Raw genomic sequence first — 25,693 nt, 5'->3', positions numbered from 1 at the left:
ATGCTGACAGTCTGGGGCCGCAAATCGTCATCCAACGTGCAGGCACTGATGTGGTGCATCGGCGAGCTTGGGCTTGCCTATAAGCGCATCGATGCCGGCTTCACATACGGCGTCAACGATACCCCGGAATTCCTGGCGATGAACCCGAACGGCACGGTTCCGGTGCTGCGTGACGGCGATGACGAGCCATTGTGGGAAACGGGCGCCATCCTGCGCTATCTCGCCACGCAATATGGCGAGGATGTCTTCTGGCCGAAGGATGCCCGGCATCGTGCCCAGATCGACAAATGGGCGGAATGGGCCAAGATCAATATCGCCCAGAGTTTCACCGGCCCGATATTCTGGCGCGTGGTGCGCACAGCCCCTGCTCTCAAGGATGAGAAGGCAATCATTGCGGCCGTCGCCGCGCTTGCTGCGAAGCTAGACATCGCCGAGTCGCAGTTCGGACGGCATCGCTTCCTTGCCGGCGATAATCTGACGCTTGCCGACGTGCAATTCGGCCATCTGCTCTATCGCTATTTCGACATCGACATCCAGCGTCCCGCCCATCCGCGGCTGGAGCGCTACTACCAAAACCTGACCGAGCGGCCTGCTTTTCAAGAGCATGTCATGGTGTCCTACGAAGAATTGAGGGTTCTATAATGCGCGCACAACCGAAAGCCTCGCATTTCATCGACGGGGAATATGTCGAGGACACCGACGGCACCCTTATCGAAAGCATCTATCCCGCCACCGGCGAGGTGATCGCCCGACTGCACGCGGCAACGCCGGCCATTGTCGAAAGGGCAATTGCCGCCGCCAAACGGGCACAGCCGGAATGGGCCGCCATGAGCCCGACCGCACGCGGCCGCATCCTGAAGCGGGCCGCCGACATCATGCGCGAGCGTAATCGCGAGCTTTCCGAGCTGGAGACGCTGGATACGGGCAAGCCGATCCAGGAAACCATCGTTGCCGATCCGACCTCTGGCGCCGACGCCTTCGAATTCTTCGGCGGCGTCGCAGCGGCTGCCCTCAACGGCTCCTATATCCCGCTCGGCGGCGACTTCGCCTACACCAAGCGCGTGCCGCTCGGCGTCTGCGTCGGCATCGGCGCATGGAACTACCCTCAGCAGATCGCCTGCTGGAAGGGTGCACCCGCTCTCGTTGCCGGCAATGCCATGGTGTTCAAGCCTTCGGAAAACACGCCGCTTGGCGCTTTGAAGATCGCCGAAATTCTCATCGAGGCCGGCCTACCGAAAGGCCTCTACAACGTCATTCAGGGCGACCGCGAAACAGGGCCGCTGCTCATCAACCATCCAGATGTTGCCAAGGTTTCGCTGACTGGCTCGGTGCCGACAGGCCGCAAGGTCGCGGCTTCGGCCGCCGGCAATCTCAAGCACGTCACCATGGAACTCGGCGGCAAGTCGCCACTGATCATCTTCGATGATGCCGATATCGACAGTGCCATCGGCGGCGCCATGCTCGGCAATTTCTATTCGACCGGTCAGGTCTGCTCGAACGGCACCCGCGTCTTCGTCAACAGCAAGATCAAGTCCGAGTTTCTAAAGCGGCTGAAGATCCGCACCGAGGCGATGCTCATCGGCGACCCGATGGACGAGGCAACGCAGATCGGCCCAATGGTATCCTGGGCACAGCGCGAGAAGGTGCTTGCCTATATCGAGAAGGGCAAGGCGGAAGGCGCGACGCTGGTTGCCGGCGGCGGCATCCCGAACAACGTCTCCGGCGAAGGCTATTACATCCAGCCGACCGTCTTCGCTGACGTCACCGACGACATGACCATCGCCCGCGAGGAGATCTTCGGACCGGTCATGTGCGTCCTTGATTTCGATGACGAGGCTGAGGTGATCGCCCGCGCCAATGCCACCGAATTCGGTCTTTCCGGCGGCGTCTTCACCGCCGATCTCACCCGCGCCCACCGTGTCGTCGACCAGCTCGAGGCCGGAACGCTCTGGATCAACGCCTACAATCTCGCGCCGGTGGAAATTCCCTTCGGCGGCTCCAAGCAATCCGGCTTCGGCCGCGAGAATTCGCTGGCGGCACTGGAGCATTATTCGGAATTGAAGACCGTTTACGTCGGCATGGGGCCGGTGCAGGCGCCTTATTGAACTACCTCCCCCTTGAGGGGGGAGGTCGCCGCATAGCGGCGGGTGGGGGTGACCAGCCGCTATGCGCATACCAACGATCACCCCTCCCCGGCCTTCGGCCGACCCTCCCCCTCAAGGGGAGGGTGTAGAACCGTCTGGATTTTCGCCGCTACCCACCTGGAGCACACGGTCATGCAAGCAGATTTCGTTATCGTCGGCTCGGGTTCAGCCGGTTCCGCCATGGCTTCCCGCCTGTCGGAGGACGGCAAGCATTCGGTCATCGTGCTGGAATTCGGCGGCAGCGACTTCGGTCCGTTCATCCAGATGCCGGCAGCGCTTGCCTGGCCGATGAGCATGGACCGCTACAATTGGGGCTATCTCTCCGAGCCGGAACCGCAGCTCAACAACCGCCGCATCACCGCGCCGCGCGGCAAGGTGATCGGCGGCTCCTCCTCGATCAACGGCATGGTCTATGTGCGCGGGCATGCCGAGGACTTCAACCGCTGGGAAGAGCTCGGCGCCCAGGGCTGGGCCTATGCCGACGTGCTGCCCTACTTCAAGCGGATGGAGCATTCGCATGGCGGCGAAGAGAGCTGGCGCGGCACGGACGGCCCGTTGCATGTGCGTCGCGGCGATGCCCGCAACCCGCTCTTCCACGCCTTCATCGAGGCCGGCAAGCAGGCGGGCTTCGAGGCGACCGAAGACTATAACGGCAGCAAGCAGGAAGGCTTCGGCCTGATGGAGCAGACGACCTGGAAGGGCCGGCGCTGGTCTGCGGCGACAGCCTACCTCAAGCCTGCTCTGAAGCGGCCGAATGTCGAGCTTATCCGTTGCTTCGCCCGCAAGGTCGTCATCGAAAACGGCCGCGCCATCGGTGTCGAAGTGGAGCGCGGCGGCAAGATCGAAATCATCAAGGCGAACCGCGAGGTGATCATTTCGGCGTCTTCATTCAACTCGCCGAAGCTTCTGATGCTTTCCGGCATTGGCCCGGCTCAGCATCTGCGCGATATGGGCATCGAGGTGAAGGTCAACCGGCCGGGCGTCGGCGCCAACCTGCAGGACCATATGGAGTTCTATTTCCAGCAGACCAGCCTGAAGCCGGTATCACTCTATTCCTGGCTGCCCTGGTACATGCAGGGGATTGTCGGTGCGCAATGGATGTTCTTCAAATCCGGCCTTGGCACATCCAACCAGTTCGAAGCCTGTGCTTTCCTGCGTTCCGCACCCGGCGTCAAGCAGCCCGACATCCAGTATCACTTCCTGCCTGTCGCTATCAGCTATGACGGCAAGGCAGCGGCCAAGAGCCATGGCTTCCAGGTGCATGTCGGCTATAACCTGTCGAAATCGCGCGGCAACGTGACGCTTCGCTCCTCCGATCCGAAGGCCGATCCGGTGATCCGCTTCAACTATATGAGCCATCCGGAGGACTGGGAAAAATTCCGCCACTGCGTGCGGCTCACCCGTGAGATCTTCGGCCAAAAAGCCTTTGACGACTATCGTGGTGCGGAGATTCAGCCTGGAGAGAACGTTCAGACCGACGAGCAGATCGACGCCTTCCTGCGCGAACATCTGGAAAGCGCCTATCACCCCTGTGGCACCTGCCGGATGGGCTCGAAGGACGATCCGATGGCCGTGGTCGATCCCGACACCCGCGTCATCGGCGTCGACGGCCTGCGCGTCGCCGACAGCTCGATCTTCCCGCACGTGACCTACGGCAACCTGAACGGCCCTTCGATCATGACCGGCGAAAAGGCCGCCGACCACATTCTCGGCAAGCAGCGGCTGGCGCGCTCCAATCAGGAGCCGTGGGTCAATCCGCGCTGGGAGACGAGCGATCGCTGATAGCGGACGTGACCGCTTCACATAATAGATTGACGTCGATGCATAGGGGGCGCAAAGACACCGTCAGTAAAGTGAAGCTCTGTAAGACAGTGTGACTATCTTAAGACGTCGTTTTTAAGCAGATTGCCCGAACAGAGTCCGCAAAGACCCGTCCATCAATCTGCCGGTCACACGTCCAATGCCCCCTATCTACCGCAAGTCCAAGCTGCTCCGCCGTTCCCGTGTCATCTGGGGCTCCTTCAATCTCTGGCGGCCGCGACTGGTGTTCTGGACCGGCGCTCTGGCGATCGGGGTGATCAGCGTCGGCTTTGCCAAGCTTGCCGATCTGGCACAGCGCGCTTTTACGGGCGTTACTCATTCCGGTGCATGGACATGGCTGTTGCCGCTAGTGCTGACGCCGCTTGGCTTCGTGCTCTCAGCCTATCTGGCCACGACCCTGTTTCCCAACGCACAAGGGAGCGGCATTCCGCAGGCGATCGCCGCGCGACATCTTCACCACCCCGAAGATCGCACGAAATTGCTGTCGCTGCGGCTTGCCTTTGGCAAGATCGTACTGACCATTCTCGGGCTGTTGAGCGGCGCCTCGATCGGCCGCGAGGGACCGACCGTGCAGGTCGGCGCATCCTTCATGCTGGCCGTCGCCCGCTTCGGCGGTATGGCGCAGGCGAAAGGGTTGATCCTTGCCGGCTCGGCAGCGGGCATCGCGGCCGCCTTCAACACGCCACTTGCCGGGATCGTCTTTGCTATCGAGGAAATGAGCCGCACCTATGAGTCGCGCGCCAACGGTCTCGTCCTAACCGCCGTCATTCTTTCTGGCCTTGCCGCACTCGGCCTTTCCGGCAGCTACAATTATTTCGGCACAGCCGATGCCGCGCCGACGATGTTTCGCGACTGGATCGTCATGCTGATCTGCGGTGTCGGCGGCGGCGCGCTCGGCGCCACCTTCAGCGGGATGGCTCTCTATACGGGCATCCGCATCCGCCGCTGGGCGCAGCCGCAGCCGCTCAAGCGCATGCTGATCCTTGCCGGCCTGTGCGGCCTGGTCGTTGCCGCCATCGGCGTCTTCTCCGGCGGACAGACCTTCGGCACCGGCTATGAGCAGGCGCGCGGTGCTGTGGAGGGACACGCCCTGCCCGCGCTTTTCTTCGTCGAAAAGCTGCTCGCAAGCTTCCTGTCGATGATTTCCGGTATTCCCGGTGGCATATTCGCGCCGTCGCTCGCCGTCGGCGCCGGTTTCGGCAGCACGGTCGGCACATTGGTTGGTGGCAGCATAGCGCTTGCGGCGATCCTCGGCATGGCCGGCTATTTCGCCGGCGTCGTCCAGGCACCGATGACCGCCTTCGTCATCATTCTGGAAATGACCGGCGACCACCAGGCCGTCATCCCGATCATGGCGGTCTCGATGATCGGTTATGTGACGTCGCGGCTGCTCTCGCGCGAACCGCTCTATCACGGTCTGTCGCGCGTCTTTATCGCAGCGGCAATCCGTGCGCGACGTACGATGGAGAAGGAAGCCGGCGAAGAGACCGCCGCTCACTAAGGGTCAGGCCATCAGCCTGGTGACTTCCGGACCGTCAGGCTGCGCTACCGCGTCTGCGATGGTGGTCGAGAAGAGAACCTTGCGGGTCGCATCGGCAACCCGCGCGAAGACATGCCGAATTTCGCAGGTCTGCTCACCGTCGCAATCGTCGCAGCGACGATAGGCGGTGAGCGAAAGACAGGGCAGCGGCGCCAGCGGCCCATCGATGACGCGCAGGATCTCGCCGAAGGTGATCTCTTCGGCCGGCTTGCGAAGGAGATAGCCACCCTGCTTGCCACGACGGCTGATGACGATGCCTTGGTGCTTCAGGTCGAGAAGGATTTGCTCCAGAAACTTCTTCGGGATCCTTTGCTGCGCGGCGATGTCTGAAATCATCATCGGTTCGCCTGCCCCGGACTGGGCCAGTGCCGATAGCGCGCGCAGCGCATATTTTGCTTTCTGAGTAATCATTTCGAACCGCTTACACACACATGCGATAGGTTTGGCCGATCTGTTCAGCCGGGCATTTGGCAATTCCGCAGGCTTCCTACCCGGCTAGCCTCGGGAGGAATACACCAATGGGGCAACGTCGGGAAAACGATGGCAACCCAGCCTTGTTTTCATTCTTTTGTTGCTATTCTCATAGTTTAGCTCAAAATCCGCCGTCACGCATCATTTTAGCCATCACTTCCGATTTCCATTTGACAAGCTGTGTGTAACTCTACTATTTCTATAGACATTAAAGCAAGCGCTTAAACATGGCTAGCCATATCAAGCGCTCCAGACTAGCCGCTTCAGACGGCCAAATGCCTTGGTTAATAGCCGAGGCGTTCGCTTTTCTTTACCAGCGCAGCTTCATGGAGATATTTACTCTCCATTCGCTTGCTTTCGAAATCTATTTTTCTGTCCGATGCCACCATGAACTGCAATACTCGCTTCAGTATCAGGACAGGATCCCCCCATGACTGCCATTACATCAATTGAAGATGCCGCCACGCTCAACAGTCAGCTGGCAGCGCTGGATCTTGCAGGCCGTCTGTCTCTGGTTGCCAGCCTCGGCGGGCGTGTCGTCTTCACCACATCGCTCGGAATAGAGGATCAGGTCATCACGGCCGAGATCGGCAACCACCGCCTACCGATCGAAGTGGCAACGCTGCAGACCGGCCGTCTCTTTCCTGAAACGCTCGCTTTGATCGCCGAGACGGAAAGCCAATACGATATCCATATCGTCCGCTACGAGCCAGAACAGGCCGATGTCGATGCCTATGCCGAGAAGTATGATCTCAACGGTTTCTACGAAAGTGTCGAAGCCAGGCATGCCTGTTGTGGCGTGCGCAAGCTGAAGCCGCTTGCGCGCGCACTTTCCGGCGCCACGATCTGGATCACCGGCCTGCGCCGCGGCCAGTCCGCCAATCGCGCCGATACGCCTTTTGCCGAGTTCGACCCCGAGCGCAACCTGATCAAGATCAACCCGTTGGCGGATTGGGATATCGATGTCATCCGCGCCTACGTCGCCGACAACAGCGTCCCGGTGAATCCGCTGCATGCCCGCGGCTATCCCTCGATCGGCTGCGAGCCCTGCACCCGCGCCATCAAGCCGGGCGAGCCAGAGCGCGCCGGCCGCTGGTGGTGGGAGAACGACGAGAAGCGCGAATGCGGCCTGCATGTTCACGAAGAGGTGGCAAGCGCCGCTCAATAGCATACCCCCGCCGGCTCCCGGCTCCGATCCGAAGCGCGTTTCATCGCCGCCGATGTCTAGGGAACCAACGCATCCATTCTTTCCGGCCAAATTTCCGGTCGAGACAATTGAAGTTCTGGAGTCATACATGCCCGATAGCCGTCCGGATACGGAACTCTCCAATCCGCAAAGCATCAAGCCGCCGCTCGATCCGCATCTGAAGGCGCTGGAAAACGAAGCGATCCACATCTTCCGTGAAGTCGCGGCCGAATTCGAGCGTCCGGTCATGCTCTATTCGATCGGCAAGGATTCCTCGGTGCTGCTGCATCTGGCGCGCAAGGCCTTCTATCCCGGCCGCATTCCCTTCCCGCTCTTACATGTGAACACCGGCTGGAAATTCGCCGAGATGATCACCTTCCGCGACGAGATCGTGAAGAAGTACGAGCTCGACCTGATCGAGCATATCAATCCGCGCGGCAAGGCAGAGAACATCACGCCCTTCACCCATGGTTCGGCCGGCTATACCGACATCATGAAGACGGAAGCGCTGCGTCATGCGCTCGATGCCGGCCAGTTCGATGCCGCTTTCGGTGGCGCCCGCCGCGACGAAGAGGCTTCACGTGCCAAGGAACGCATTTACTCCTTCCGCACGCCGGATCATCGCTGGGATCCGCGCAACCAACGCCCGGAACTCTGGAATGTCTATAACGGCCAGATCCGCAAGGGTGAGAGCGTGCGCGTCTTCCCGCTGTCCAACTGGACCGAGGTCGACATCTGGCGCTACATCCAGGCCGAAGACATTCCGATCGTGCCGCTCTATTTCGCTGCGAAGCGCCCGTTTGTCGAGCGTGACGGCATGATGATCATGGCGGCTGATCCGCGGCTGGAACTGCTGCCGAATGAAGTCAAGCGTGAAGAGCTGATCCGTTTCCGCACGCTCGGCTGCTTCCCGCTGACCGGCGCCATCCGCTCCACCGCCACGACCCTTGAAGAGATCATTGCAGAGCTGGAGATCGCCACGGTTTCCGAACGTCAGGGCCGCGCCATCGACCGCGACCAGTCCGGCTCCATGGAAAAGAAGAAGCGTGAAGGATATTTCTGAGATGACCGCAAACGCCAACGTCGTCACGATGCCTGTTGTTGGGCCCGCTGCTGGGTCTGCCGCCGAGCCCGCCAAGGCCGTCCGCGACTCGCGCCCGCTTCGCCTCATCACCTGCGGCAGCGTCGATGACGGCAAGTCCACGCTGATCGGCCGCCTGCTCTGGGATACCAAGGCGGTCAAGGAAGACCAGGCCGCCACGCTCCGGCGTGATTCCACCGGCAAGCAGAACGATCTCGGCCTGCCCGATTTCGCACTGTTGCTCGACGGCCTGCAGGCCGAACGCGAACAGGGCATCACCATCGATGTCGCCTATCGCTATTTCTCGACCGACAACCGCTCCTTCATCGTCGCCGACACGCCCGGCCACGAGCAGTATACCCGCAACATGGCGACCGGCGCTTCCACTGCCGATCTCGCCGTGCTGCTGATTGACGCGCGCATGGGCATTCTGGAGCAGACGCGCCGCCACGCGACGATCGCTTCGCTGCTCGGCATCAAGCAGTTCGTACTGGCCGTCAACAAGATCGACTTGACGAACTACGACCGCGCCGGCTTCGACAAGATCTCGCATGATTTCCGCGAATTCGCCCTGTCGCTCGGCGTCAAGCAGATCACGGCCATCCCGATGTCGGCGCTGAAGGGCGAGAATGTTGTCTATTCCGGCCAGGCCGTCATGCCTTGGTACACAGGCCCGACGCTGGTCGAAGCGTTGGAACTGGCCACGGTGCGCTCGGCGCAGGCGGTCGGTTTCCGCCTTTCCGTGCAGCGCGTCTCGCGCCCCGGCGAAAGCTTCCGCGGTTATCAGGGCACGGTTGCCGGTGGCTCGGTGAAGCCGGGTGACAGCGTCATGATTTTGCCTTCTGGCATGGTCGCCAATGTTTCGAAGATCGTCACCTTCGATCTGGTGCGCAATGCTGCCGTTGCCGGCGATGCCATCACGCTTGTTCTCGATCGCCAGGTCGACGTCTCGCGCGGCGACATGATCGTCGCCATCGACAGCCAGCCGCAATCGGGCCTTTCCTTCGACGCACAGATCGTCGCGCTGCAGCCGGAGGCCATCGAGCCCGGCAAGCGCTACTGGCTGAAGAGCGGCAGCCGCCGCCAGCGCGTGCAGGTGCAGCCGATTGCCCAGCTCGAGCTGAAGACCGGCGCCTGGGCGCCGGCACAGGCGCTGTGGATGAACGCCATCGGCAAGGTTCGTCTTTCCTTCGATGAAGCCGCCGTCTTCGACCCCTACGACCAGAACCGTTCGACGGGCTCCTTCATCCTGATCGATCCGGAGACCAACAACACGGTCGCCGGCGGCATGATCACCGGCAAGCGCACCGATGTCGGCGGCATTCACAAGGAAGGCCAGCGCGTTCTCCTGTCCCTGCCGGCAGATCTCGCCGAGCAGATCATGGCGAGCGAACTCTTCGTCAGCCGCCGCGACGAAACCGAAGTCCGCCGCGTGACATCGGCGCAGGCAGCGGAAATCTGGACGAACGCGGCAAGCGATATCTGATCGCTTCATAATACCTAATGGCAACGAGGCCGACTTGTGTCGGCCTCGGCACCGAGCGCTCCCGCGCGTTGAGCTGGGGTTTCGTTGAATCAGCCCAATATTTCGCCCAGTACCGCCAGCAGCCGATCACATTCTGCATCGGTGCCAATGGTGATGCGCAGGAAGTCGCCGATACGCTCAGCCGCAAAGCGCCTCACCAGAATGCGCCTGTTCCTCAGTTCGGCGGCCAGATCCGCGCCCGGCCTGTCCGGGTGCCTCGCAAACACAAAATTGGCGGATGACGGAAGCACGTCGAAGCCCAATTCTTTCAGCCCGACGGCGAGGCGTTCCCGGCTGGCAATGACCAGAGCGCGTTGACGCTCGAACCAGTCCCGGTCTTCCCAGGCAGCAATCGCACCAGCCAAAGTCAGCCTGTCGATGGGATAGGAATTGAAGCTGTCCTTGACGCGCTCCAGGGCCTCTATCAGCGGCCTTTGTCCGACGGCGAAGCCGACGCGAAGCCCGGCAAGACCTCGGGACTTCGAGAAGGTCTGGACCACCAGGAGATTGGGGTATTTGCGGACCAGCGGAATGGCGCTCTCACCGCCGAAATCCACATAAGCTTCATCGATGACGACAACCTGGTCCAGATGCTCCCGCACAAGCGCCTCAATCTCCGATAGAGGCAGGCCGATGCCTGTTGGTGCGTTGGGATTGGGCAGAATGATGGCGCCGCAGGGCTGGCGATAATCGTCGACCCGAACGCGCATCTCCACATCGAGCGGAACTTCATGGAAGCTGATCCCATAGAGACGGCAGTAGGTCGGATAGAAGCTGTAGGTGATGTCGGGGAAAAGCAGCGGCTCTTCATGATTGAGGAGCGCCTGGAACGTATGCGCCAGAACCTCGTCCGAGCCATTGCCGATGAAGACCTCGTTATTGTCGAGACCATGGCTTGCGGCAATTGCGGCGCGCAGCCCCTGCGCCGTCGGATCCGGATAGAGCCGAAGCGTATCGTTCACGGCCCGCGAAATCGCCTCCAAGGCATGGGGAGACGGGCCGTAGGGGTTTTCGTTGGTGTTCAGCTTGACGATATCGCTGATGGCGGGCTGCTCGCCGGCGACATAGGGGATCAAGGAGTGAACAATCGGGCTCCAGAAACGGCTCATGGTAATTTCCAAGTTTTGGCGGTTGCAGGCGGGTTGGTATGGCGTGGTTCGATTTTAGGGTCTGACGCGGCAAATGCCATCATCGAATGACAAGTTTCGGCCCGAAATGGACGAGCGGCCGTAAGCCTCGTCAAAGACGATATGCGGCTCTAACAATGTCCAGAATATTGGGGGCGGATTTCAAAAGATCATTTTCAAACCACATGCTGCGACCTTCGACTATTTCTAGCCTCTGCGTCCGCTTTTTGGCGGCGTTTATCGTCGAGGTATAGAACTTTCTGAGATCTGGTGAGGGAGGAATGTGCGCGTCTCCTAAAACGAAGAAACTCTGATATCCGATGGTCAGTCGATAGGCCGGTTCCAGTGCGCCTCTCAGCGGAAGCGTGAGCATTTTCAGGTGGCCCAGCCCCGCGAACTGATCGACCAAGAACATCTCTGTGCCATCAGGGTATCTGTGCTGTTTGAAGCGGAATTCATCGTTTGCGAAAGAGGAGTGCTTGATGAACAGTTGTCGCAATTGGCGGCGTACGCAATCGAAAAGATGACTATCAGGCGGCCCCGAAAAAGGCACCTTGTCATCTTTAGCGATGACACATTCAGATAGGCGTTCTTGAAGGAAGGTGTGCATCCGGCTTTCGGAAAAAACTAACTCAATGTCAGCCACACTTTGACTCCCCTCAAACAACTCGTCGAGGCTTATAGCCATCGATGTGACAGACCATCAACTGCGAAGCATGTGAATTGAACAATGGGACGTTCATGGTGTGCACGATGACTGCTTCTGGCACATAATCTCCGCCGGCCAATGTGGCGGCAGTTGTTACCTCAATCCACAATTTTTCATAGCCGTTGAAGATTGATCAACATGGTTCTGATTCAAGGTGTGGGAGCAGCAGGCAGCACATCGCAACTCTTTGCAAAAAGCCTTTCGCTCAGAAAATCCACAAATACTCGAACCTTCGGCGACAGATGCCGGCTCGATGGCCAGAGGACATGGAAATGGCCAGGCTCGTCGATGAAATCATCGAGAACGGTTTGCAGCTTTCCTTCGGCAAGTGAGCTGCGCACCAGGAAATCCGGCATGCATCCGATGCCGAGGCCCGCGACGGTGGCGCCGCGCACGGCTTCCATATTATTGCAGGAAAAGGCCGTTCGCATGCGCAACTCAGGCTCCTCCTCCGACAAGGTCAGCGGCCAATCCTGCAGCTTGCCGCTGTTGGGAAACCGGAACCGCACCGCCAGATGCTCGTTGAGCGCGCGCGGGCTCTCGGGAACGCCGTGGCGCTCCAGATAGCCGGGGGCTGCACAGATCAGCATCTGGAACGGCCGCAGAGTGCGCGACATTAGGCGCGAATCCGGCAGGTCGCCGCTGCGGATGGCGACATCGACGCCCTCCTCGATCATGTCGACAATACGGTCGTTGAAATCGATGTCGAGTTCGACATCGGGATAGCGCGCCACGAATTCCGGCACCACCGGCAGCAGGAAATGATAGCTGACGATCGGCACGCTGACGCGCAGCCGCCCGCGCGGCACCGCTACCGCCTGCGCCAGTGAGGCCTGGGCATCATCGAGATCGTCGAGCACGCGCCGGCAGCGCTCGTGAAAGAGGCGCCCCTCCTCGGTCAGCCGGATGCTGCGGGTGGAGCGCTGCAATAGCCGGACGCCAAGCTGGCGCTCCAGATTGCTGACCGCCTTGCCGACGGCAGAGGCTGATAGACCAAGCACGCGGCCGGCGGCGGCAAAACTGCCGAGATCCGCAGTGCGGACAAAAGCATTCAGGCCACTCAAGCGATCCATAGCCACTCCATTCGAGCGTTTTCTTCCGATATATATGGAGTTATAGCCTCATTATCATCCGATTACAGCAAAACTATCTTCCATTGGCCATTTGAAGCCCCGTGGGCAGCGGCGCGTCACCCGCATCACTCCCAGCAACGCCCACGGTTCTCCTTGCTCAAACCCAACGGAAAATCCGATGACCTCATCCAAGTCAAAGGTCGCAAGTCCGACCGAAAAATTCTTCGTCCTCGTCGCAGTCTGCTGCGCGGCGGCGGCAATGCCCCTGACATTTACCGGCCCAGCCGTTGCCTTGCCCGCCATCAGCCGAACGCTCGGCGGTAGCCCGATCGCGCTCAACTGGGTCACCAACGCCTTCATGCTGACCTTCGGCAGCAGCCTGATGGCCGCCGGCGCACTTGCCGACAGCTTCGGCCGCCGCCGCATTTTCCTCACCGGCGTCGGTTGTTTCGCACTGTTTTCGGCCGGGCTGGCCTTTGCCAGCAATATCGTCTGGTTCGATATATTGCGAGCATTGCAGGGTCTCGGTGCGGCAGCGGCCTTTTCGGGCGGCATGGCGTCGCTCGCGCAGGAATTCGACGGTGCCGCACGCATGCGGGCCTTCAGCATCGTCGGCTCAAGCTTCGGCGTTGGCCTCGCCTTCGGGCCGATTACCTCAGGGCTTATGATCGATGCCTTCGGCTGGCCATCGATCTTCCTGCTCGTCGTTGCCCTCGCACTGCTAGCCCTCGGCCTCGGCGGTTATTTCCTGCGTGAATCCCGCGATCCCGCCGCAACCGGGCTCGATTGGCCGGGAGCGTTGAGCTTCACGCTTGCCCTGACGCTCTTCACCTATGGCGTGCTGCGCGCGCCGGAGACCGGCTGGAGCGATCTGCTCGTCATTGCCCTTTTGGCTGGCGCAGCCTTGCTGTTCCTCGCCTTCGGGATCATCGAACGCCGCGTGAAACGGCCGATGCTTGATCTCACGCTGTTTCGCTATCCGCGCTTCGTCGGCGTGCAGCTGCTGGCGGCGGCGCCCGCCTATGCCTTCGTGGTGCTGCTGATCCTGCTGCCCGTGCGCTTTGTCGGCATCGAAGGTATGAGCGAGATTGCCGCCGGACGGATGATGGTCGCCCTGTCGGCACCGTTGCTCATCCTGCCGATCGTGGCCGGCCTTCTGACCCGCTGGTTCAGTGCGGCGACGATCTGCGGCACCGGTCTCCTGATCTCGGCGGCAGGCCTCTTCTGGCTCAGCCATTTCGCCGCCGGCTCCGTGCCGTCATCCCTAATCGGCCCGCTGCTGACGATCGGCATCGGCATCAGCCTGCCATGGGGCTTGATGGACGGGCTCGCCGTCAGCGTCGTTCCCAAGGAGCGCGCTGGCATGGCGACCGGCATCTTCAGCACCACACGTGTCGCGGGCGAAGGTGTTGCCCTTGCCGTCGTCAGTGCCATTCTTTCCGCCTTCATCCAGTCCCGTCTCGGGACCTCGGCGGGCGAACACGCATCAGCCGCCGCACAGCGACTTGTCACCGGCGATCTTGCGGCCGCGACATCGAATGTGCCGGCAATCGGGCATGATGCGTTGATACAGGGTTACGGCGACGCCTTCAGCGCACTGCTCTGGCTGCTGACGGCGATTACCACTATCACCGCAATCGTGGTCTTCTCTTTCCTTGGCAGGGGATCGTCAAACAATATCGCCGAAGACACTGACGAACTGCCGGAAGGAGACGATGCGCTTCGCATATCGAAGGCATAGGAACATTTTTACAGGCCGGCCGAGGGCAACAGCTCCGGCCGGCCATGACGGCTCGCGGCACGGCAAGACGGCAAATCGAGGGCCTAGATGCACCGAAAGCGCTTTCGCAGTGCAACAGAATGTTTCGTCATCATATAAAATGTGCGCATCAAAACACGGCGGACCTCTGTCTTTGGAACGGCGCGAGACTGGCGTTTAAATCCGCCGATGCTATACGGTATCGTCATGACGTCAGACCGGTTTTTGAAGATTATCGCATGGGCCTACATCGCGGCGCTGGTTGCCGTGACCCTTGCGCATCTCAATTGGCAAGCCGCGCTTGGCAATCCATTCGACATATTTCGCGCCGGTGCGCTTTGCATAGCCGGCATGCTGGCACGTCTCGCCTATCCCCAATCACCATCTTTCACCTGCCTGCTGATGATCGGTAGTGTGTTCGCGCTTTATCTTTCGCATTTTCTGGCGAACGGCAATTATGGCTCGACGCTCGACATCATCGTCGGCATGGCCAGCGGGCTATGGGGCATCATGCTCGGTTCGGTCTTGAGCAGGCTGGTAGCCTCTGCCTCGAAGCGGACGGCATCATACTGAAATACTAAAAGAGCAAGCAGTCGTTTAACGACAATGCCTTCGACTAGCGCGCGGGCATGATCGCCGCTGCTCGCTCGGGAAATGAGCGATCTCCTCGGTCTACCCACGCCCATTCAAGTATATCTCAAGAGTATCAGAGTTTTGAATTCGCTCATTTCGTATCCCGCAATGACTATTGCGCAGCCAATATTATGCAGGACTTACTATCTGCGTTTGTAGATGTGGCATTCATGCAACTAGAATTCAAAATTCACGGAAAAGTCATTTTGTGAAAAATATATCATATAACTTTACAGGAATTCGTCTTTAATAACGACCAGAAGCGGGTGGGGCCCGTTTCTCCCGAGTCGGGGTTTTAAACAGGGATAGGGTCAGGGCACGTCGATTTTTCGGCGCGACAGCCTATGCCCAATCTATATTGGATTGGAGTTTTTTATGAACATCAAGAGCCTTCTTCTTGGCTCCGCTGCTGCTCTCGCAGTAGTTTCTGGCGCTCAGGCAGCTGACGCTATCGTCGCCGCTGAGCCGGAGCCGCTCGAATACGTTCGCATCTGCGATGCATTCGGCGCTGGCTACTTCTTCATCCCGGGTAGCGATACCTGCCTCAAGATCGGTGGTTATGTTCGCACCGAGGGCAAGTGGTACGACGCTTACAACCCGGCTTCGCACAACGGCACCTACTGGCGTAGCCGTGCTCACCTGACCGTCGACACCGCATCCGACACGGAATACGGTGCTCTGAAGACCAACACGGTCCTGCGTTTCGACTGGAACGACGGCGGCGCAACCACCACCAAGCTGCTGTTCGCCAACATCAGCCTCGGCGGCTTCACGATCGGTAAGCTCGATTCGCAGTACAACCTGTACACGGGTTATGCCGGCGGCGTCATGAACGACGACGTGGTCTATGACGGCCCGTACGAACTCAACCAGTTGACCTACAACTACGATGCCGGCAACGGCTTCACGGCTGTTGTTTCGCTCGAAGACAGCAACTCGGGTACGGGCGCCAAGGGCGTAAACGGCCGCGACAGCACCAACCACTACACGCCTGACGTTGTTGCCGGTCTCGGCTACAAGGCCGGTAACTTCGGCTTCAAGATCGTCGGTGGCTATGACTCCATCGTCGAAGAAGGCGCTATCAAGGCTCGCATCGACGGCGACTTCGGCGTCTTCAAGGCCTTCTTGATGGCCGGCTGGAACACCGATGGCGATCAGCTGAACAAGTACGCAAGCTCGAACGGCTCCGGCCCTGCCAAGACGATCGGCTGGGGTGACTGGGCTGCTTGGGGCGGCGTGACCGTTCCGATCAACAGCAAGGTTCAGGCCAACGCTCAGGTTGCCTACACCGACTCGAAGATCTTTGCCGCTACGGCGAACCTCAAGTTCACCCCGGTCAAGAACTTCCAGATCACCCCAGAAATCTCCTACACCAACTGGGATTCGATCAATCAGGACCAGTGGTCCGGCCTGCTGCGTTTCCACCGCAGCTTCTAATAGCTCGTTTACGAGATCTGATCTGACTTGACCCCTGATCGGATGGGGGGCGGCCTTACTTCCAGCGAAGTCGGGCCGGCCCTTCCGAGACAGGGGTTACGCTTTTCCGCACCCCTCTTCTTGCGGCCCTCAATCGCGCGGCAGCGATCGCGTTAACAGGCCCGAAGACCCGATTTGACCGCAAGATGAAATACCATTGCAGCGGGCGAACAGCATTCATTTCTTCCGTATCAATCTCATCGACATCGCGCATTTTTTATCGTACAGACATCGCATGTCGTTCAATTATGCATATGCCTCGCGATTTTATTCGTACCGCTGCTCTCAGCGGAGGCGGGCCTGTGCGTAGTTAAACTCGACGCGACACCAAAGACCCGAACAGCCGCTAGTCTACCTGGCGGCTTTTTTTGTCGCCACGGTATGACCTCTACAAGGAACCGATACCGTGCTGAATTCCACTGACGACCTGCGCATTGTCGAGATCACGGCGCTGACGCCGCCCTCTGGCATCATAGATGAAATTCCCCGCGACGAAGCGGTGACGACAACCGTCACCGAGGCCCGCAATGCCGTCCACAACATCCTGCGCGATGAAGACGACCGGCTGATCGTCGTCATCGGCCCCTGCTCCATCCACGACCCCGCCGCAGCGCGCGAATACGCAACGCGGCTGAAGGAACAGCGGGACCGGTTGGGTGACGATCTCGAAATCATCATGCGGGTCTATTTCGAGAAGCCGCGCACCACCGTGGGATGGAAGGGCCTGATCAACGATCCCCATCTCGACGGCAGCTATCGCATCGAAGAAGGGCTGCGGATCGCGCGCAAGCTTCTGGTCGACGTCAACGAAATCGGCCTGCCGGCTGGCTGCGAGTATCTCGATACGATTACGCCGCAATATATCTCGGATCTCGTGAGCTGGGGGGCGATCGGCGCCCGGACGACCGAGAGCCAGGTGCATCGGCAACTGGCCTCCGGCCTCTCCTGCCCCGTCGGCTTTAAGAACGGGACCAATGGCGATGTGCGGATTGCGCTCGATGCCATTATTGCCGCCTCGCAACCGCATCATTTTCCGGCTGTGACCAAGGAAGGCCTTGCAGCCATCGCCTCGACACGCGGCAATGAGGATTGTCACCTCATCCTGCGTGGCGGCAAGCAGCCAAATTACGATGCGGCGAGCGTGCAGGCGACTGCAGAGCAGGCACTGAAGGTCGGGCTGGAGCCACGCATCATCATTGACGCCAGCCATGCCAACAGCAGCAAGAATCCGGAAAACCAGCCGCTGGTGGTTACCTCCGTCGCCGAGCAGGTATCGGCCGGCGACCGGCGCATCAAAGGCATGATGATGGAAAGCAATCTCGTCGCCGGACGCCAGGACCTCGTTCCCGGCAAGGCGTTGGTCTATGGCCAGAGCATCACCGACGGCTGCATCGACTGGCCAACATCCGTGCGCACCCTGGAGGATTTGGCGCGCGCGGCACAGGCAAGACGGCGCCTAGCTCGATAGGTCTCAGAGCCAGGCTCGAAATGCATGCTGCATTTCACATTCGTATCAACCTCCTTGAGAGGCGGCGGATATGAGCGGCGAATATCCAGGCCACAGCGCTTTCCGCAGTGGCCTGGAAATCCCTGAAGGGCCATCTGCATCATTCGACTGCTTCGCAACCCAACGGATTGAAATCACCCAATTTCTCTTTCACTCGGTTTAGCAACGAGGATTTAAGCAACCTTCGGCGGTTCCGGCTGGCTGTGGGCGGGCATCAGCGGTCCGTGGCGCATCCCGCGAATTTGATGGTGTTTTGCAATTTGCGTGGCAACATGCCCTGCCTTCGGCAGGCGGGTACATTGATGCAAACGACGACAGGAGCGAATATGTCTGAGCGCGAAACCCGGCTTCACGGTTCCTGGCGGCTGGTTTCCATGGAGACTGAGCTGCAGGTTTCAAAGGAGCGCAGTCAACCATGGGGCGCCAAGCCCAACGGGCATCTTATCTTCGGCTCCGATGGACGAATGATGGTGCTGGTTACTGCAGAGGCGCGGGAACCGGGCAATACGGATGAGAGACTGCTGGGACTTTTTCGCACGTTGATGGCCTATACCGGACGTTACCGGATCGACGGGAACAGGTTCATCACAAAGATTGACTCATCCTGGAATGAGGCCTGGAACGGCAGTGAGCAAGAGCGGTTCTACAAGCTCGACGGCGACACGCTCGAGGTGTCTACGGCCTGGATGCCAAATCCGTTGGTAACGGGTAATCCAATAGGAAGGGCTGTTCTCAGCTTCAGACGCGAGTGATTTTCACTATGCTGGATTCGCAACCAGGCGACCCTTAGTCGGCCGGCTTGTTCTTCAGTCGACCTCTCAGGCTCGTCGATAGTGCGCGAGGCTTAGGTAGTGCTTGCGCGGTCCGCGCACGTGCCACATCTCGGCCCAGGCATCCGGCCCGCGAAAGAACAGGCGGCCCTGATAGAGATCGGGACTGCAATGATGGATGACATGCTGAGATGCGCCGTCGTCGATGCGAATGAATTCGGCAAGGCTAGGGAAGCGGATAGTGAGGGCTTCGGCCGCATCGTCGAGCCGATAGGTGCGACTGCTTCTCAGCGTCGCGTGCGCGCTGCGCGTGTCGCCATGCTCCTCGAACTGGACAGGCGTTACGAACGCCTGTCCTTCGAAGGTAATCACGGAGCGATTGAAGCGATCGATGATCCGACGCTTCACATTCCACGTACCGAGATAGGGCTTCAACCGGTCGATGGGACCGCTCCCCTATCAGGATGCCGCGCGCTGCGCTGCGTCCGCATTCCGGACCGGAAGCTTCCAGCCGGGCCGGACGAAATGGCAGGTGTAGCCATTCGGATAGCGCTCCAGATAATCCTGGTGCTCCGGCTCGGCTTCCCAGAAATCGCTGACCGGTACAACTTCCGTCACGACCTTGCCGGGCCACAGGCCGGAAGCATCGACATCGGCGATCGTATCCAGTGCCACCCGCTTCTGCTCGTCGCTGGTGTAGAAGATCGCCGAGCGGTAGCTGGTGCCCATGTCGTTGCCCTGGCGATTGCGCGTGCTCGGGTCGTGGATCTGGAAGAAGAATTCCAGAAGGTCGCGGAAGCCGATCTTCTGCGGATCGAAGATGATCTCGATCGCTTCGGCATGCGTACCGTGATTGCGATAGGTGGCATTGCGGACATCGCCGCCGCTGTAACCGACGCGCGTCGAGATGACGCCACTATAGCGGCGGATGAGATCCTGCATGCCCCAGAAGCAACCGCCGGCGAGAACTGCACGTTCCGTAGTCATCTTACATCCTCCACTTGGTCGATATAGGCACCATAACCCTCGGCTTCCATCCGGTCACGCGACACGAAGCGAAGGGAGGCGGAATTGATGCAGTAGCGCAGGCCGCCACGATCATATGGCCCATCCGGAAACACATGGCCGAGATGACTGTCGCCATTGGCCGAGCGTACTTCGGTGCGCACCATACCGTGCGAAATATCGGTCAGCTCGCTGACATTGGCCGGCTCGATCGGCTTGGTGAAGCTCGGCCAGCCGCAACCGGAATCAAATTTATCAGAAGAGGCAAAAAGTGGCTCCCCCGATACGATATCGACATAGATACCCGGTTCCTTGTTGTAGAGGAGTTCGCCGGAGCCGGGACGTTCCGTGCCGCTTTGCTGCGTCACGCGATATTGCTCGGGGGTAAGCTTGGCTATTGCCTCTGCTGTCTTGCTGTATTTGGCCATTCTTGTTCTCCTTGCCCCTCGGCACGCGTTTCGAGCTTGGCCAGTGCCTGCAAGAGGATGCGGGGGCGGTCATTGAGCTCGGTCAGCGCTAAGGGAATGATTGCAGAGCCAATATAGGCATCACCGGCGTGTTTTGCCATATCGATCACGCGGGCGTGACGCGTTGCCCGCCTCGCGGCTCAGCTGGCCGCTTGGCTGGCATTGGCGTAAATTGCGGCCAGCGCCTCGATGCCGGCCTGGTCGTCCGGATCGAAACGGCCGGTAACCGGGCTATCGAGATCGATCACGCCGAAAACCCGGCCATCACGCAACAACGGCACCACAAGTTCGGATCGCGAAGCAGCGTCGCAGGCAATGTGGCCGGGAAAAGCGTGGACATCTTCCACCAGGATCGACTGCGCCTTCTCGACCGACGTCCCGCAGACGCCGCGGCCGACGGCGATGCGCACGCAGGCCGGCTTGCCCTGGAATGGGCCAAGCACAAGCTCGTCATTTCCATGCAGAAAGTAGAAGCCAGCCCAATTGAGCTCCGGCAACATCTGAAAAATCAGCGCGGACGTATTGGCGGCATTGGCGATTGGATCCGGCTCACCCGCAAGCAATGCCTGCAACTGGTCTGCGAGCTCGCGATAGAATTCTGGCTTGCTGTCGTGTTCGATCGTCTTCTCTGCAAACATCACTTACCGCTTTCTCAAGAATCGCGTCTTTTGGGACCTGCATCAGTCCTTATCGTCAGGGTCATCAGGCGGGCATGGCCAGACGGAAGGCGCGCTCAACCAGGACGGCAATTTGGTGGTGGTGTCGCCACAGGCCAGATTGATCTGTGCCTGCTGGAGGCCCGTCGAATTCGACAGATCCAGGCCCTCGATGCGGGTCAGGTACATGAAGGCGCCGCTGAAGGATACCGGCCCCTGCATGACAGCACCGGCCAGCGTCGCGCGGGAGAGATTGGCAAAGGAGAAATTTACGTTCGAGAGCACCGCCTTGTCGAAATCAGCACGGCCGAGCTCGGCCTTCTGGAAATCGGCATTGTTGAGCTTGGCGCCCCCGAATTCGGCGCGCTGCAGCTCGGCATTGGCAAAGGAAGCACCATTGGCGGAGGCGTTGCTGAAATCTGATCGATATGCCTCGATCCTTTTAAAGTTCGCGCCATCGGCATGAACATTCTTCAGCCACGTTCGTACCAAGGTCGCTTTTTCAAGATTGGCGGAAGTCAGGTTGGTATCGCTCAGATCCGTGCTGTCAAAGTGAGCACCGGCAAGATTTGCGCCATTGAGATCACTGCTCTGCAGCATGATATTGGTCTTGCTGCACTTGCTCCAGTCGAGGCCAGGGGCTGCAACATTGCCGCAATCGCCCGCCTGTGCGGACATACCGGCTCCGGCCAGCAGAAATACCGTGCTCAGAACCCAGATGTCCAGGCGACCAGGAGACCCCAGTCTTTGGCGGATGGTACCGCGAGAACGCCTACGACTGCGCTCCTGCCACCATGCCAGTCCCCCTGCAGCCAACCCAGCCGCCCGTTCCACAAATCCCATCCCATCACTCCGCTTTAGCGCTTGCAACCCACCCCATGCGCGAGTCAGATGCAGGCGCCTCTTCCTTCTATATGGTGCGTGCTGCGACAAAAAGAGCCGGTGCTGCAAAAGCACGCCATGAGACCTAGACGGGTTTCAAAGGCGCGCGAGTAACGACGCGCATGATCCCGGAGCTGTTTACCAATGTCGGAGTATATCGCCAGCATGCAGCTCGTCAAACCAGTCTCGCAAACAGGAGAACATTGCGATCTACGCCGTAAGTAAATGCAGTCATCCGAGCCGGTTTCGGCTCGGTAGCATCATTCTATGGTGGAGTTTTCGGGAGAAAGATCAGTGTTTTAAGCTGGTCGGAGTGGAGTGATTCGAACACTCGACCCCCACGTCCCGAACGTGGTGCGCTACCAGACTGCGCTACACTCCGTGACCAGCGGCGCTTCTATAGACCAGCCATTTTTGATGCACAAGCACCAATCTCAAAAAACCATTTGATTTTTGACGAAAAGATTACAGCCACCATTGCCCAGAAAATCGGCAGGAGAGACGCTCGAAAGGGGTTGGCGTGCAAAAGACGCAACAGATTGATTAAAATCCCGCTTGTACACGCGGATGGGAATTTTCTTTTGCCGGCTTTGGCGCTAAAGCCCTAGGCGGGACAGGTGGAAACGTCGTGGGACAGCGACCTTTCCGCGACCGAATGCGTGACAGAAGCTCAAGGACGACACGATGAATATCCGCATGACCACCGCGGCGGGACTGTTGCTGGCGCTAGCCGGTTGCAGCACCACGACAACAACGACACCAGGCCTCTCGCTGATCGCGAGCAACCCCGTTCAGGATCGCTGGGAAGGCCAGTCTGCTGGACGTTTCTTTGCGGCCTACGGCCCGCCGCTTACCGATCGCGACGAAAGCGGCAACCGCGTCTATACGTGGCGTGGCGGCTACAAGACCATCACCATCGCGACCAAGGACGGCAAGAAGGGCGGCAAGCGCTACCTCAGCTGCAAGGCCGACATCGTCACCAACCAGAGCTACGTCATCCGCTCGGTCCGCATCCTCGGCGACCAGCCCGGCGTGAGCGGCTCTTCCTATTGCGCCGAACTTCTGGCTCCGCCGGAAAAGGCGCAGGCGAGCTGAGGCCACGGCCTCCCGAAATGATATGAGCGGGCGGTTCGCAGGGGCCGCCCGCTGCTTTTGTTCCAATGCTCCCCAAGATGGTTTTGGGATTTTACCGAAATCAGGCGATTTTTCGATAATTGACCTCATTTTTTGATCGAAATGGCACAAAAGAAGCTGAAATCGCTTCGCTGGGTGACAAATTTCGTCCAAAATCGCCTGAATCTTGTCGAAATTGTTATCGGCCGACCCTTGACCCACCAACGATGTCGGTGAATATATCGGCTTGGGAGATGCATGCAATCTGAGCTTGGTGGCCGTTGAAATCTTTGCGGTGACGCAGGCGCCTGGTCTCCCGTCAAAAGGAGAGCCCCCTTGAAAAACAAGTCATTCATCGCGTTGGTCGCCGCTTTGGCCGCCAGCCTCACAACCACTATTTGCACAACCACTGCTGCAGTCGCTCAGGATGCAGCGACCAGCATCGTGGTCGGTGCCGATACGACCTTTCCACCCTTTGAAAGCGAAAAGGACGGTGTCGTTACCGGCTTCGACATTGACATGATCAATGCGATCGCCAAGGCCGAGAATTTGACGGTCACGTTGAGAACCTTGCCGTTCAACGGCCTCATTCCGAGCTTGCAGGCCGGCTCGATCGACGGCGCGGTCGCGGGCATCACGATCAAGGCCAGCCGTCTGCAGAATGCCAATTTCAGCAACGCTTATTATAAGTCCGGCCTGTCGGTTCTGGTGAAGAAGGACTCCAAGATCAACAGCTTCGATGATCTCAAGGGTCATGTCGTCGCCACCAAGAAGGCAACGTCCTCGGTCGACTATCTCACAGGACACGGCTTCTCGGCCGATTACATCAAGCAGTTCCAGAATATCGACGCTGCCTATCAGGCGCTTATGACTGGCGGTGCTGATGCGGTCATCTTCGACAACCCCGTCAACATCGACTTCAAGGCCAAGCACAGCGACAGCGTGCAGACCGTCGGACCGCTGCTGACAGGCGAATATTACGGTATCGCGCTTAGCAAGACGAAGCCCGAGCTCGTCACCAAGATCAATGACGGCCTGGACAAGATCCGAAAGAGCGGCGAGTATCACCAGCTTTTCGTCAAGTACTTTGGCGGTGATACCAGCGGCGAGGTCAATGAGGCCCTCGACCCGGCAAAGGTCGCGCTTTCGGAGTAATATCCGCCGGCGAGATACGAGCGAAGATAATTCGACGTCTCGAAAATTCTATGACTGATCCAGGGGCTGCGCGGCATGAAAAGAGTGCCGCGCGCCTCGCTCATCCTAGATAAATAAATAGAACAAGGCGCGATTCATGGACGCCATTTGGCAAAACCTACCTGTCATCTTAAGCGGTTTGTTCCTGACCATCGAATACTCGATCGTCGCTATCATCCTGATGGTCATCATCGGGCTGGTTGCGGCGCTCATGCGTCTTTCGAAGGTCGCACCGCTCAGATGGATCGCCACAGCCTATGTCGAGATTTTCCGCTCGACGCCGCTGCTGGTCCAGCTCTTCTTCATCGTGCTCGGCCTGCCGGCAATCCTGCCGGTCAATGCCTGGTTCGGACAGCTCACCTATCCCATTCTGGCAGCCGCCTTCACCCTCAGCCTGAATGAAGGCGCTTATGTCACCGAGATCGTCCGAGCCGGCATTCTCGGCGTCGACCGCGGGCAGAAGGAAGCGGCGGCAAGCATCGCGATGACCGGCTTCCAGACGATGCGCTATATCGTCCTGCCGCAGGCCTTCAAGCGGATGATCCCGCCTTTGGTCAACCAGGCGGCGCAGACGATCAAGGACACCTCGCTGCTGGCGCCGGTCGGCATTGCCGAACTGGTTTACAAGGGCGAGATCGTCATCTCCGAAACCTTCGCATCCTTCACGATATGGGGCTTCGTCGCGGCACTTTACTTCGTGATGATTTTCTCCCTGTCGAAGTTCTCGTCGTACATTGAGAGGAGGCTTCAAGTTGATAAGCGTTAAAGAGCTTCACAAGTCCTTCGGGCATCACGAGATCCTCAAAGGCATCACCACGCATGTGGAGAACAATGAGGTCGTCGTCGTCATCGGACCGTCGGGAAGCGGGAAAAGCACCTTCCTGCGTTGCCTGAACGGGCTGGAGACGCCAACCAGCGGCGATATCGAAATCGCCGGAATGATGCTGACCGATTCAAAGACGAACATCCACAAGCTGCGCCAGCATGTCGGAATGGTGTTCCAGCAGTTCAATCTTTTCAAACATCTGACGATCCTGGAAAACATCACCATCGGACCGCGCAAGGTCAAGAAGATCTCGCCCGACGAGGCCAATCGCGTCGCGCGCGAATTGTTGGCGAAAGTCGGCCTGACGGGCAAGGAAGCAAACTATCCAGACGAACTTTCCGGCGGCCAGCAGCAGCGTGTCGCCATAGCGCGCGCGTTGGCGATGGAACCCGATGTCATGCTTTTCGACGAGCCGACCTCGGCGCTCGATCCCGAGATGGTCGGCGAAGTGCTTCAGGTCATGAACAACCTGGCGCATGAGGGCATGACGATGGTCGTCGTCACCCACGAAATGGGCTTTGCCCGCGAGGTGGGCCACCGCGTGATCTTCATGGATCACGGCCAGATCCTCGAAGAAGGTGCTCCCCAGGATCTCTTTTCAAATCCAAAGATGGATCGAACAAAGAGTTTTCTGGCGAAGATACTCTAGACAAGAGGCCCGCTTCGGCGGGCCTTTTCCGTTTTGATGGACGGAATGGCAAAGTACCCGAGCTGCGAGTATGGCAAAA

At 59.3% G+C, this 25,693-nt stretch carries 25 protein-coding genes and 1 tRNA gene; 16 read left to right on the top strand and 10 right to left on the bottom strand.

Annotated elements, in window-relative coordinates:
* The 4 genes from ACQZ6F_RS13720 to ACQZ6F_RS13705 all read left to right on the top strand — a co-directional run bounded on the left by ACQZ6F_RS13720 (position 1) and on the right by ACQZ6F_RS13705 (position 5,466).
* Complete coding sequence (locus ACQZ6F_RS13720; protein WP_449093649.1) at positions 1 to 642, top strand: glutathione S-transferase family protein; 642 nt, start codon at positions 1 to 3, stop codon at positions 640 to 642.
* Positions 642 to 2,105: a betaine-aldehyde dehydrogenase gene (betB, locus tag ACQZ6F_RS13715; protein ID WP_449093650.1), complete on the top strand. Its 1,464-nt coding sequence runs from the start codon at positions 642 to 644 to the stop codon at positions 2,103 to 2,105. The genes ACQZ6F_RS13720 and betB overlap by 1 nt, the downstream gene beginning before the upstream one ends.
* Before the next feature lie 171 nt (positions 2,106 to 2,276).
* Complete coding sequence (gene betA / locus ACQZ6F_RS13710; protein WP_449093651.1) at positions 2,277 to 3,926, top strand: choline dehydrogenase; 1,650 nt, start codon at positions 2,277 to 2,279, stop codon at positions 3,924 to 3,926.
* Between the two features lie 178 nt (positions 3,927 to 4,104).
* A complete protein-coding gene (locus tag ACQZ6F_RS13705; RefSeq protein ID WP_449093652.1) occupies positions 4,105 to 5,466 on the top strand; it encodes a chloride channel protein in 1,362 nt (453 codons plus the stop codon).
* A gap of 3 nt (positions 5,467 to 5,469) precedes the next feature.
* On the opposite strand, the gene ACQZ6F_RS13700 is transcribed toward ACQZ6F_RS13705, so the two are convergent.
* The gene (locus ACQZ6F_RS13700) at positions 5,470 to 5,916 is read right to left on the bottom strand and encodes an RrF2 family transcriptional regulator (protein ID WP_174070698.1); all 447 of its coding nucleotides are present in this window, start codon (positions 5,914 to 5,916) and stop codon (positions 5,470 to 5,472) included.
* 490 nt (positions 5,917 to 6,406) lie between these two features.
* Between ACQZ6F_RS13700 and ACQZ6F_RS13695 the strand changes: the two genes are divergently transcribed.
* The 3 genes from ACQZ6F_RS13695 to cysN all read left to right on the top strand — a co-directional run bounded on the left by ACQZ6F_RS13695 (position 6,407) and on the right by cysN (position 9,729).
* Entirely contained in the window at positions 6,407 to 7,144 is a 738-nt protein-coding gene (locus ACQZ6F_RS13695) for a phosphoadenylyl-sulfate reductase (protein ID WP_449093653.1), read from the top strand.
* A 127-nt stretch (positions 7,145 to 7,271) separates the two neighbouring features.
* On the top strand, positions 7,272 to 8,225 hold the full coding sequence (gene cysD, locus ACQZ6F_RS13690) for a sulfate adenylyltransferase subunit CysD (protein WP_449093654.1): 954 nt from the start codon (positions 7,272 to 7,274) through the stop codon (positions 8,223 to 8,225).
* A 1-nt stretch (position 8,226) separates the two neighbouring features.
* On the top strand, positions 8,227 to 9,729 hold the full coding sequence (gene cysN / locus ACQZ6F_RS13685; RefSeq protein WP_449093655.1) for a sulfate adenylyltransferase subunit CysN: 1,503 nt from the start codon (positions 8,227 to 8,229) through the stop codon (positions 9,727 to 9,729).
* 89 nt (positions 9,730 to 9,818) lie between these two features.
* Here cysN and hisC read toward each other — a convergent pair whose 3' ends face one another.
* From hisC to ACQZ6F_RS13670, 3 genes are all read right to left on the bottom strand, one after another.
* A complete protein-coding gene (gene hisC, locus ACQZ6F_RS13680) occupies positions 9,819 to 10,877 on the bottom strand; it encodes a histidinol-phosphate transaminase (RefSeq protein WP_449093656.1) in 1,059 nt (352 codons plus the stop codon).
* Positions 10,878 to 11,007: 130 nt separating this feature from the next.
* Positions 11,008 to 11,541: a hypothetical protein gene (locus ACQZ6F_RS13675; protein WP_449093657.1), complete on the bottom strand. Its 534-nt coding sequence runs from the start codon at positions 11,539 to 11,541 to the stop codon at positions 11,008 to 11,010.
* 212 nt (positions 11,542 to 11,753) lie between these two features.
* Positions 11,754 to 12,677, bottom strand: coding sequence for a LysR family transcriptional regulator (locus ACQZ6F_RS13670; RefSeq protein WP_449093658.1), 924 nt, complete (start codon positions 12,675 to 12,677; stop codon positions 11,754 to 11,756).
* 178 nt (positions 12,678 to 12,855) lie between these two features.
* Here ACQZ6F_RS13670 and ACQZ6F_RS13665 point away from each other — a divergent pair, with 178 nt between their 5' ends.
* The 5 genes from ACQZ6F_RS13665 to ACQZ6F_RS13645 all read left to right on the top strand — a co-directional run bounded on the left by ACQZ6F_RS13665 (position 12,856) and on the right by ACQZ6F_RS13645 (position 18,804).
* On the top strand, positions 12,856 to 14,418 hold the full coding sequence (locus ACQZ6F_RS13665; RefSeq protein ID WP_449093659.1) for an MFS transporter: 1,563 nt from the start codon (positions 12,856 to 12,858) through the stop codon (positions 14,416 to 14,418).
* A gap of 225 nt (positions 14,419 to 14,643) precedes the next feature.
* Positions 14,644 to 15,009, top strand: coding sequence for a hypothetical protein (locus ACQZ6F_RS13660; protein WP_449093660.1), 366 nt, complete (start codon positions 14,644 to 14,646; stop codon positions 15,007 to 15,009).
* Positions 15,010 to 15,444: 435 nt separating this feature from the next.
* Positions 15,445 to 16,506, top strand: coding sequence for a porin (locus tag ACQZ6F_RS13655; RefSeq protein ID WP_449093661.1), 1,062 nt, complete (start codon positions 15,445 to 15,447; stop codon positions 16,504 to 16,506).
* A gap of 445 nt (positions 16,507 to 16,951) precedes the next feature.
* Positions 16,952 to 18,013, top strand: a complete 1,062-nt coding sequence (locus tag ACQZ6F_RS13650; protein WP_449093662.1) for a 3-deoxy-7-phosphoheptulonate synthase — start codon at positions 16,952 to 16,954, stop codon at positions 18,011 to 18,013.
* Between the two features lie 365 nt (positions 18,014 to 18,378).
* Positions 18,379 to 18,804, top strand: a complete 426-nt coding sequence (locus ACQZ6F_RS13645; RefSeq protein WP_449093663.1) for a lipocalin-like domain-containing protein — start codon at positions 18,379 to 18,381, stop codon at positions 18,802 to 18,804.
* 66 nt (positions 18,805 to 18,870) lie between these two features.
* On the opposite strand, the gene ACQZ6F_RS13640 is transcribed toward ACQZ6F_RS13645, so the two are convergent.
* From ACQZ6F_RS13640 to ACQZ6F_RS13615, 6 genes are all read right to left on the bottom strand, one after another.
* On the bottom strand, positions 18,871 to 19,230 hold the full coding sequence (locus ACQZ6F_RS13640; protein WP_449093664.1) for a DUF6314 family protein: 360 nt from the start codon (positions 19,228 to 19,230) through the stop codon (positions 18,871 to 18,873).
* Positions 19,231 to 19,281: 51 nt separating this feature from the next.
* Positions 19,282 to 19,809 carry a peptide-methionine (S)-S-oxide reductase MsrA gene (gene msrA, locus ACQZ6F_RS13635; RefSeq protein ID WP_449093665.1) on the bottom strand — a complete coding sequence of 176 codons (528 nt, stop codon included), beginning with the start codon at positions 19,807 to 19,809 and terminating at the stop codon, positions 19,282 to 19,284.
* Positions 19,806 to 20,255, bottom strand: a complete 450-nt coding sequence (gene msrB / locus ACQZ6F_RS13630) for a peptide-methionine (R)-S-oxide reductase MsrB (protein WP_068385086.1) — start codon at positions 20,253 to 20,255, stop codon at positions 19,806 to 19,808. Before msrB ends, msrA begins: the two co-directional genes overlap by 4 nt.
* A gap of 179 nt (positions 20,256 to 20,434) precedes the next feature.
* Positions 20,435 to 20,932 (bottom strand): GAF domain-containing protein, encoded by a 498-nt coding sequence (locus ACQZ6F_RS13625; RefSeq protein ID WP_449093666.1) that lies wholly within the window; start codon positions 20,930 to 20,932, stop codon positions 20,435 to 20,437.
* A gap of 42 nt (positions 20,933 to 20,974) precedes the next feature.
* Positions 20,975 to 21,628, bottom strand: coding sequence for a pentapeptide repeat-containing protein (locus tag ACQZ6F_RS13620; RefSeq protein WP_449093667.1), 654 nt, complete (start codon positions 21,626 to 21,628; stop codon positions 20,975 to 20,977).
* 509 nt (positions 21,629 to 22,137) lie between these two features.
* Positions 22,138 to 22,214, bottom strand: a tRNA-Pro gene (locus tag ACQZ6F_RS13615).
* 302 nt (positions 22,215 to 22,516) lie between these two features.
* On the opposite strand from ACQZ6F_RS13615, the gene ACQZ6F_RS13610 reads away from it, so the two are divergent.
* The 4 genes from ACQZ6F_RS13610 to ACQZ6F_RS13595 all read left to right on the top strand — a co-directional run bounded on the left by ACQZ6F_RS13610 (position 22,517) and on the right by ACQZ6F_RS13595 (position 25,614).
* A complete protein-coding gene (locus tag ACQZ6F_RS13610) occupies positions 22,517 to 22,927 on the top strand; it encodes a hypothetical protein (RefSeq protein WP_077471236.1) in 411 nt (136 codons plus the stop codon).
* Positions 22,928 to 23,281: 354 nt separating this feature from the next.
* A complete protein-coding gene (locus ACQZ6F_RS13605) occupies positions 23,282 to 24,100 on the top strand; it encodes a transporter substrate-binding domain-containing protein (RefSeq protein ID WP_449093668.1) in 819 nt (272 codons plus the stop codon).
* A 136-nt stretch (positions 24,101 to 24,236) separates the two neighbouring features.
* Entirely contained in the window at positions 24,237 to 24,905 is a 669-nt protein-coding gene (locus ACQZ6F_RS13600; RefSeq protein WP_077471237.1) for an amino acid ABC transporter permease, read from the top strand.
* Positions 24,892 to 25,614, top strand: coding sequence for an amino acid ABC transporter ATP-binding protein (locus ACQZ6F_RS13595; protein ID WP_077471238.1), 723 nt, complete (start codon positions 24,892 to 24,894; stop codon positions 25,612 to 25,614). Before ACQZ6F_RS13600 ends, ACQZ6F_RS13595 begins: the two co-directional genes overlap by 14 nt.
* Positions 25,615 to 25,693 lie beyond the last annotated feature (79 nt).

The sequence above is a fragment of the Rhizobium sp. A22-96 genome, from assembly GCF_053521805.1.
This window is presented reverse-complemented; position numbering and strand designations above follow the sequence as displayed.

What these genes read in the sequence shown, in the direction of transcription:
- ACQZ6F_RS13720 (WP_449093649.1), top strand. Translation starts at nt 1, where the DNA reads ATGCTGACAGTCTGGGGCCGCAAATCGTCATCCAACGTGCAGGCACTG.
- betB (WP_449093650.1), top strand. Translation starts at nt 642, where the DNA reads ATGCGCGCACAACCGAAAGCCTCGCATTTCATCGACGGGGAATATGTC.
- betA (WP_449093651.1), top strand. Translation starts at nt 2,277, where the DNA reads ATGCAAGCAGATTTCGTTATCGTCGGCTCGGGTTCAGCCGGTTCCGCC.
- ACQZ6F_RS13705 (WP_449093652.1), top strand. Translation starts at nt 4,105, where the DNA reads ATGCCCCCTATCTACCGCAAGTCCAAGCTGCTCCGCCGTTCCCGTGTC.
- ACQZ6F_RS13700 (WP_174070698.1), bottom strand. Translation starts at nt 5,916, where the DNA reads ATGATTACTCAGAAAGCAAAATATGCGCTGCGCGCGCTATCGGCACTG.
- ACQZ6F_RS13695 (WP_449093653.1), top strand. Translation starts at nt 6,407, where the DNA reads ATGACTGCCATTACATCAATTGAAGATGCCGCCACGCTCAACAGTCAG.
- cysD (WP_449093654.1), top strand. Translation starts at nt 7,272, where the DNA reads ATGCCCGATAGCCGTCCGGATACGGAACTCTCCAATCCGCAAAGCATC.
- cysN (WP_449093655.1), top strand. Translation starts at nt 8,227, where the DNA reads ATGACCGCAAACGCCAACGTCGTCACGATGCCTGTTGTTGGGCCCGCT.
- hisC (WP_449093656.1), bottom strand. Translation starts at nt 10,877, where the DNA reads ATGAGCCGTTTCTGGAGCCCGATTGTTCACTCCTTGATCCCCTATGTC.
- ACQZ6F_RS13670 (WP_449093658.1), bottom strand. Translation starts at nt 12,677, where the DNA reads ATGGATCGCTTGAGTGGCCTGAATGCTTTTGTCCGCACTGCGGATCTC.
- ACQZ6F_RS13665 (WP_449093659.1), top strand. Translation starts at nt 12,856, where the DNA reads ATGACCTCATCCAAGTCAAAGGTCGCAAGTCCGACCGAAAAATTCTTC.
- ACQZ6F_RS13660 (WP_449093660.1), top strand. Translation starts at nt 14,644, where the DNA reads ATGACGTCAGACCGGTTTTTGAAGATTATCGCATGGGCCTACATCGCG.
- ACQZ6F_RS13655 (WP_449093661.1), top strand. Translation starts at nt 15,445, where the DNA reads ATGAACATCAAGAGCCTTCTTCTTGGCTCCGCTGCTGCTCTCGCAGTA.
- ACQZ6F_RS13645 (WP_449093663.1), top strand. Translation starts at nt 18,379, where the DNA reads ATGTCTGAGCGCGAAACCCGGCTTCACGGTTCCTGGCGGCTGGTTTCC.
- msrA (WP_449093665.1), bottom strand. Translation starts at nt 19,809, where the DNA reads ATGACTACGGAACGTGCAGTTCTCGCCGGCGGTTGCTTCTGGGGCATG.
- msrB (WP_068385086.1), bottom strand. Translation starts at nt 20,255, where the DNA reads ATGGCCAAATACAGCAAGACAGCAGAGGCAATAGCCAAGCTTACCCCC.
- ACQZ6F_RS13625 (WP_449093666.1), bottom strand. Translation starts at nt 20,932, where the DNA reads ATGTTTGCAGAGAAGACGATCGAACACGACAGCAAGCCAGAATTCTAT.
- ACQZ6F_RS13620 (WP_449093667.1), bottom strand. Translation starts at nt 21,628, where the DNA reads ATGTCCGCACAGGCGGGCGATTGCGGCAATGTTGCAGCCCCTGGCCTC.
- ACQZ6F_RS13610 (WP_077471236.1), top strand. Translation starts at nt 22,517, where the DNA reads ATGAATATCCGCATGACCACCGCGGCGGGACTGTTGCTGGCGCTAGCC.
- ACQZ6F_RS13600 (WP_077471237.1), top strand. Translation starts at nt 24,237, where the DNA reads ATGGACGCCATTTGGCAAAACCTACCTGTCATCTTAAGCGGTTTGTTC.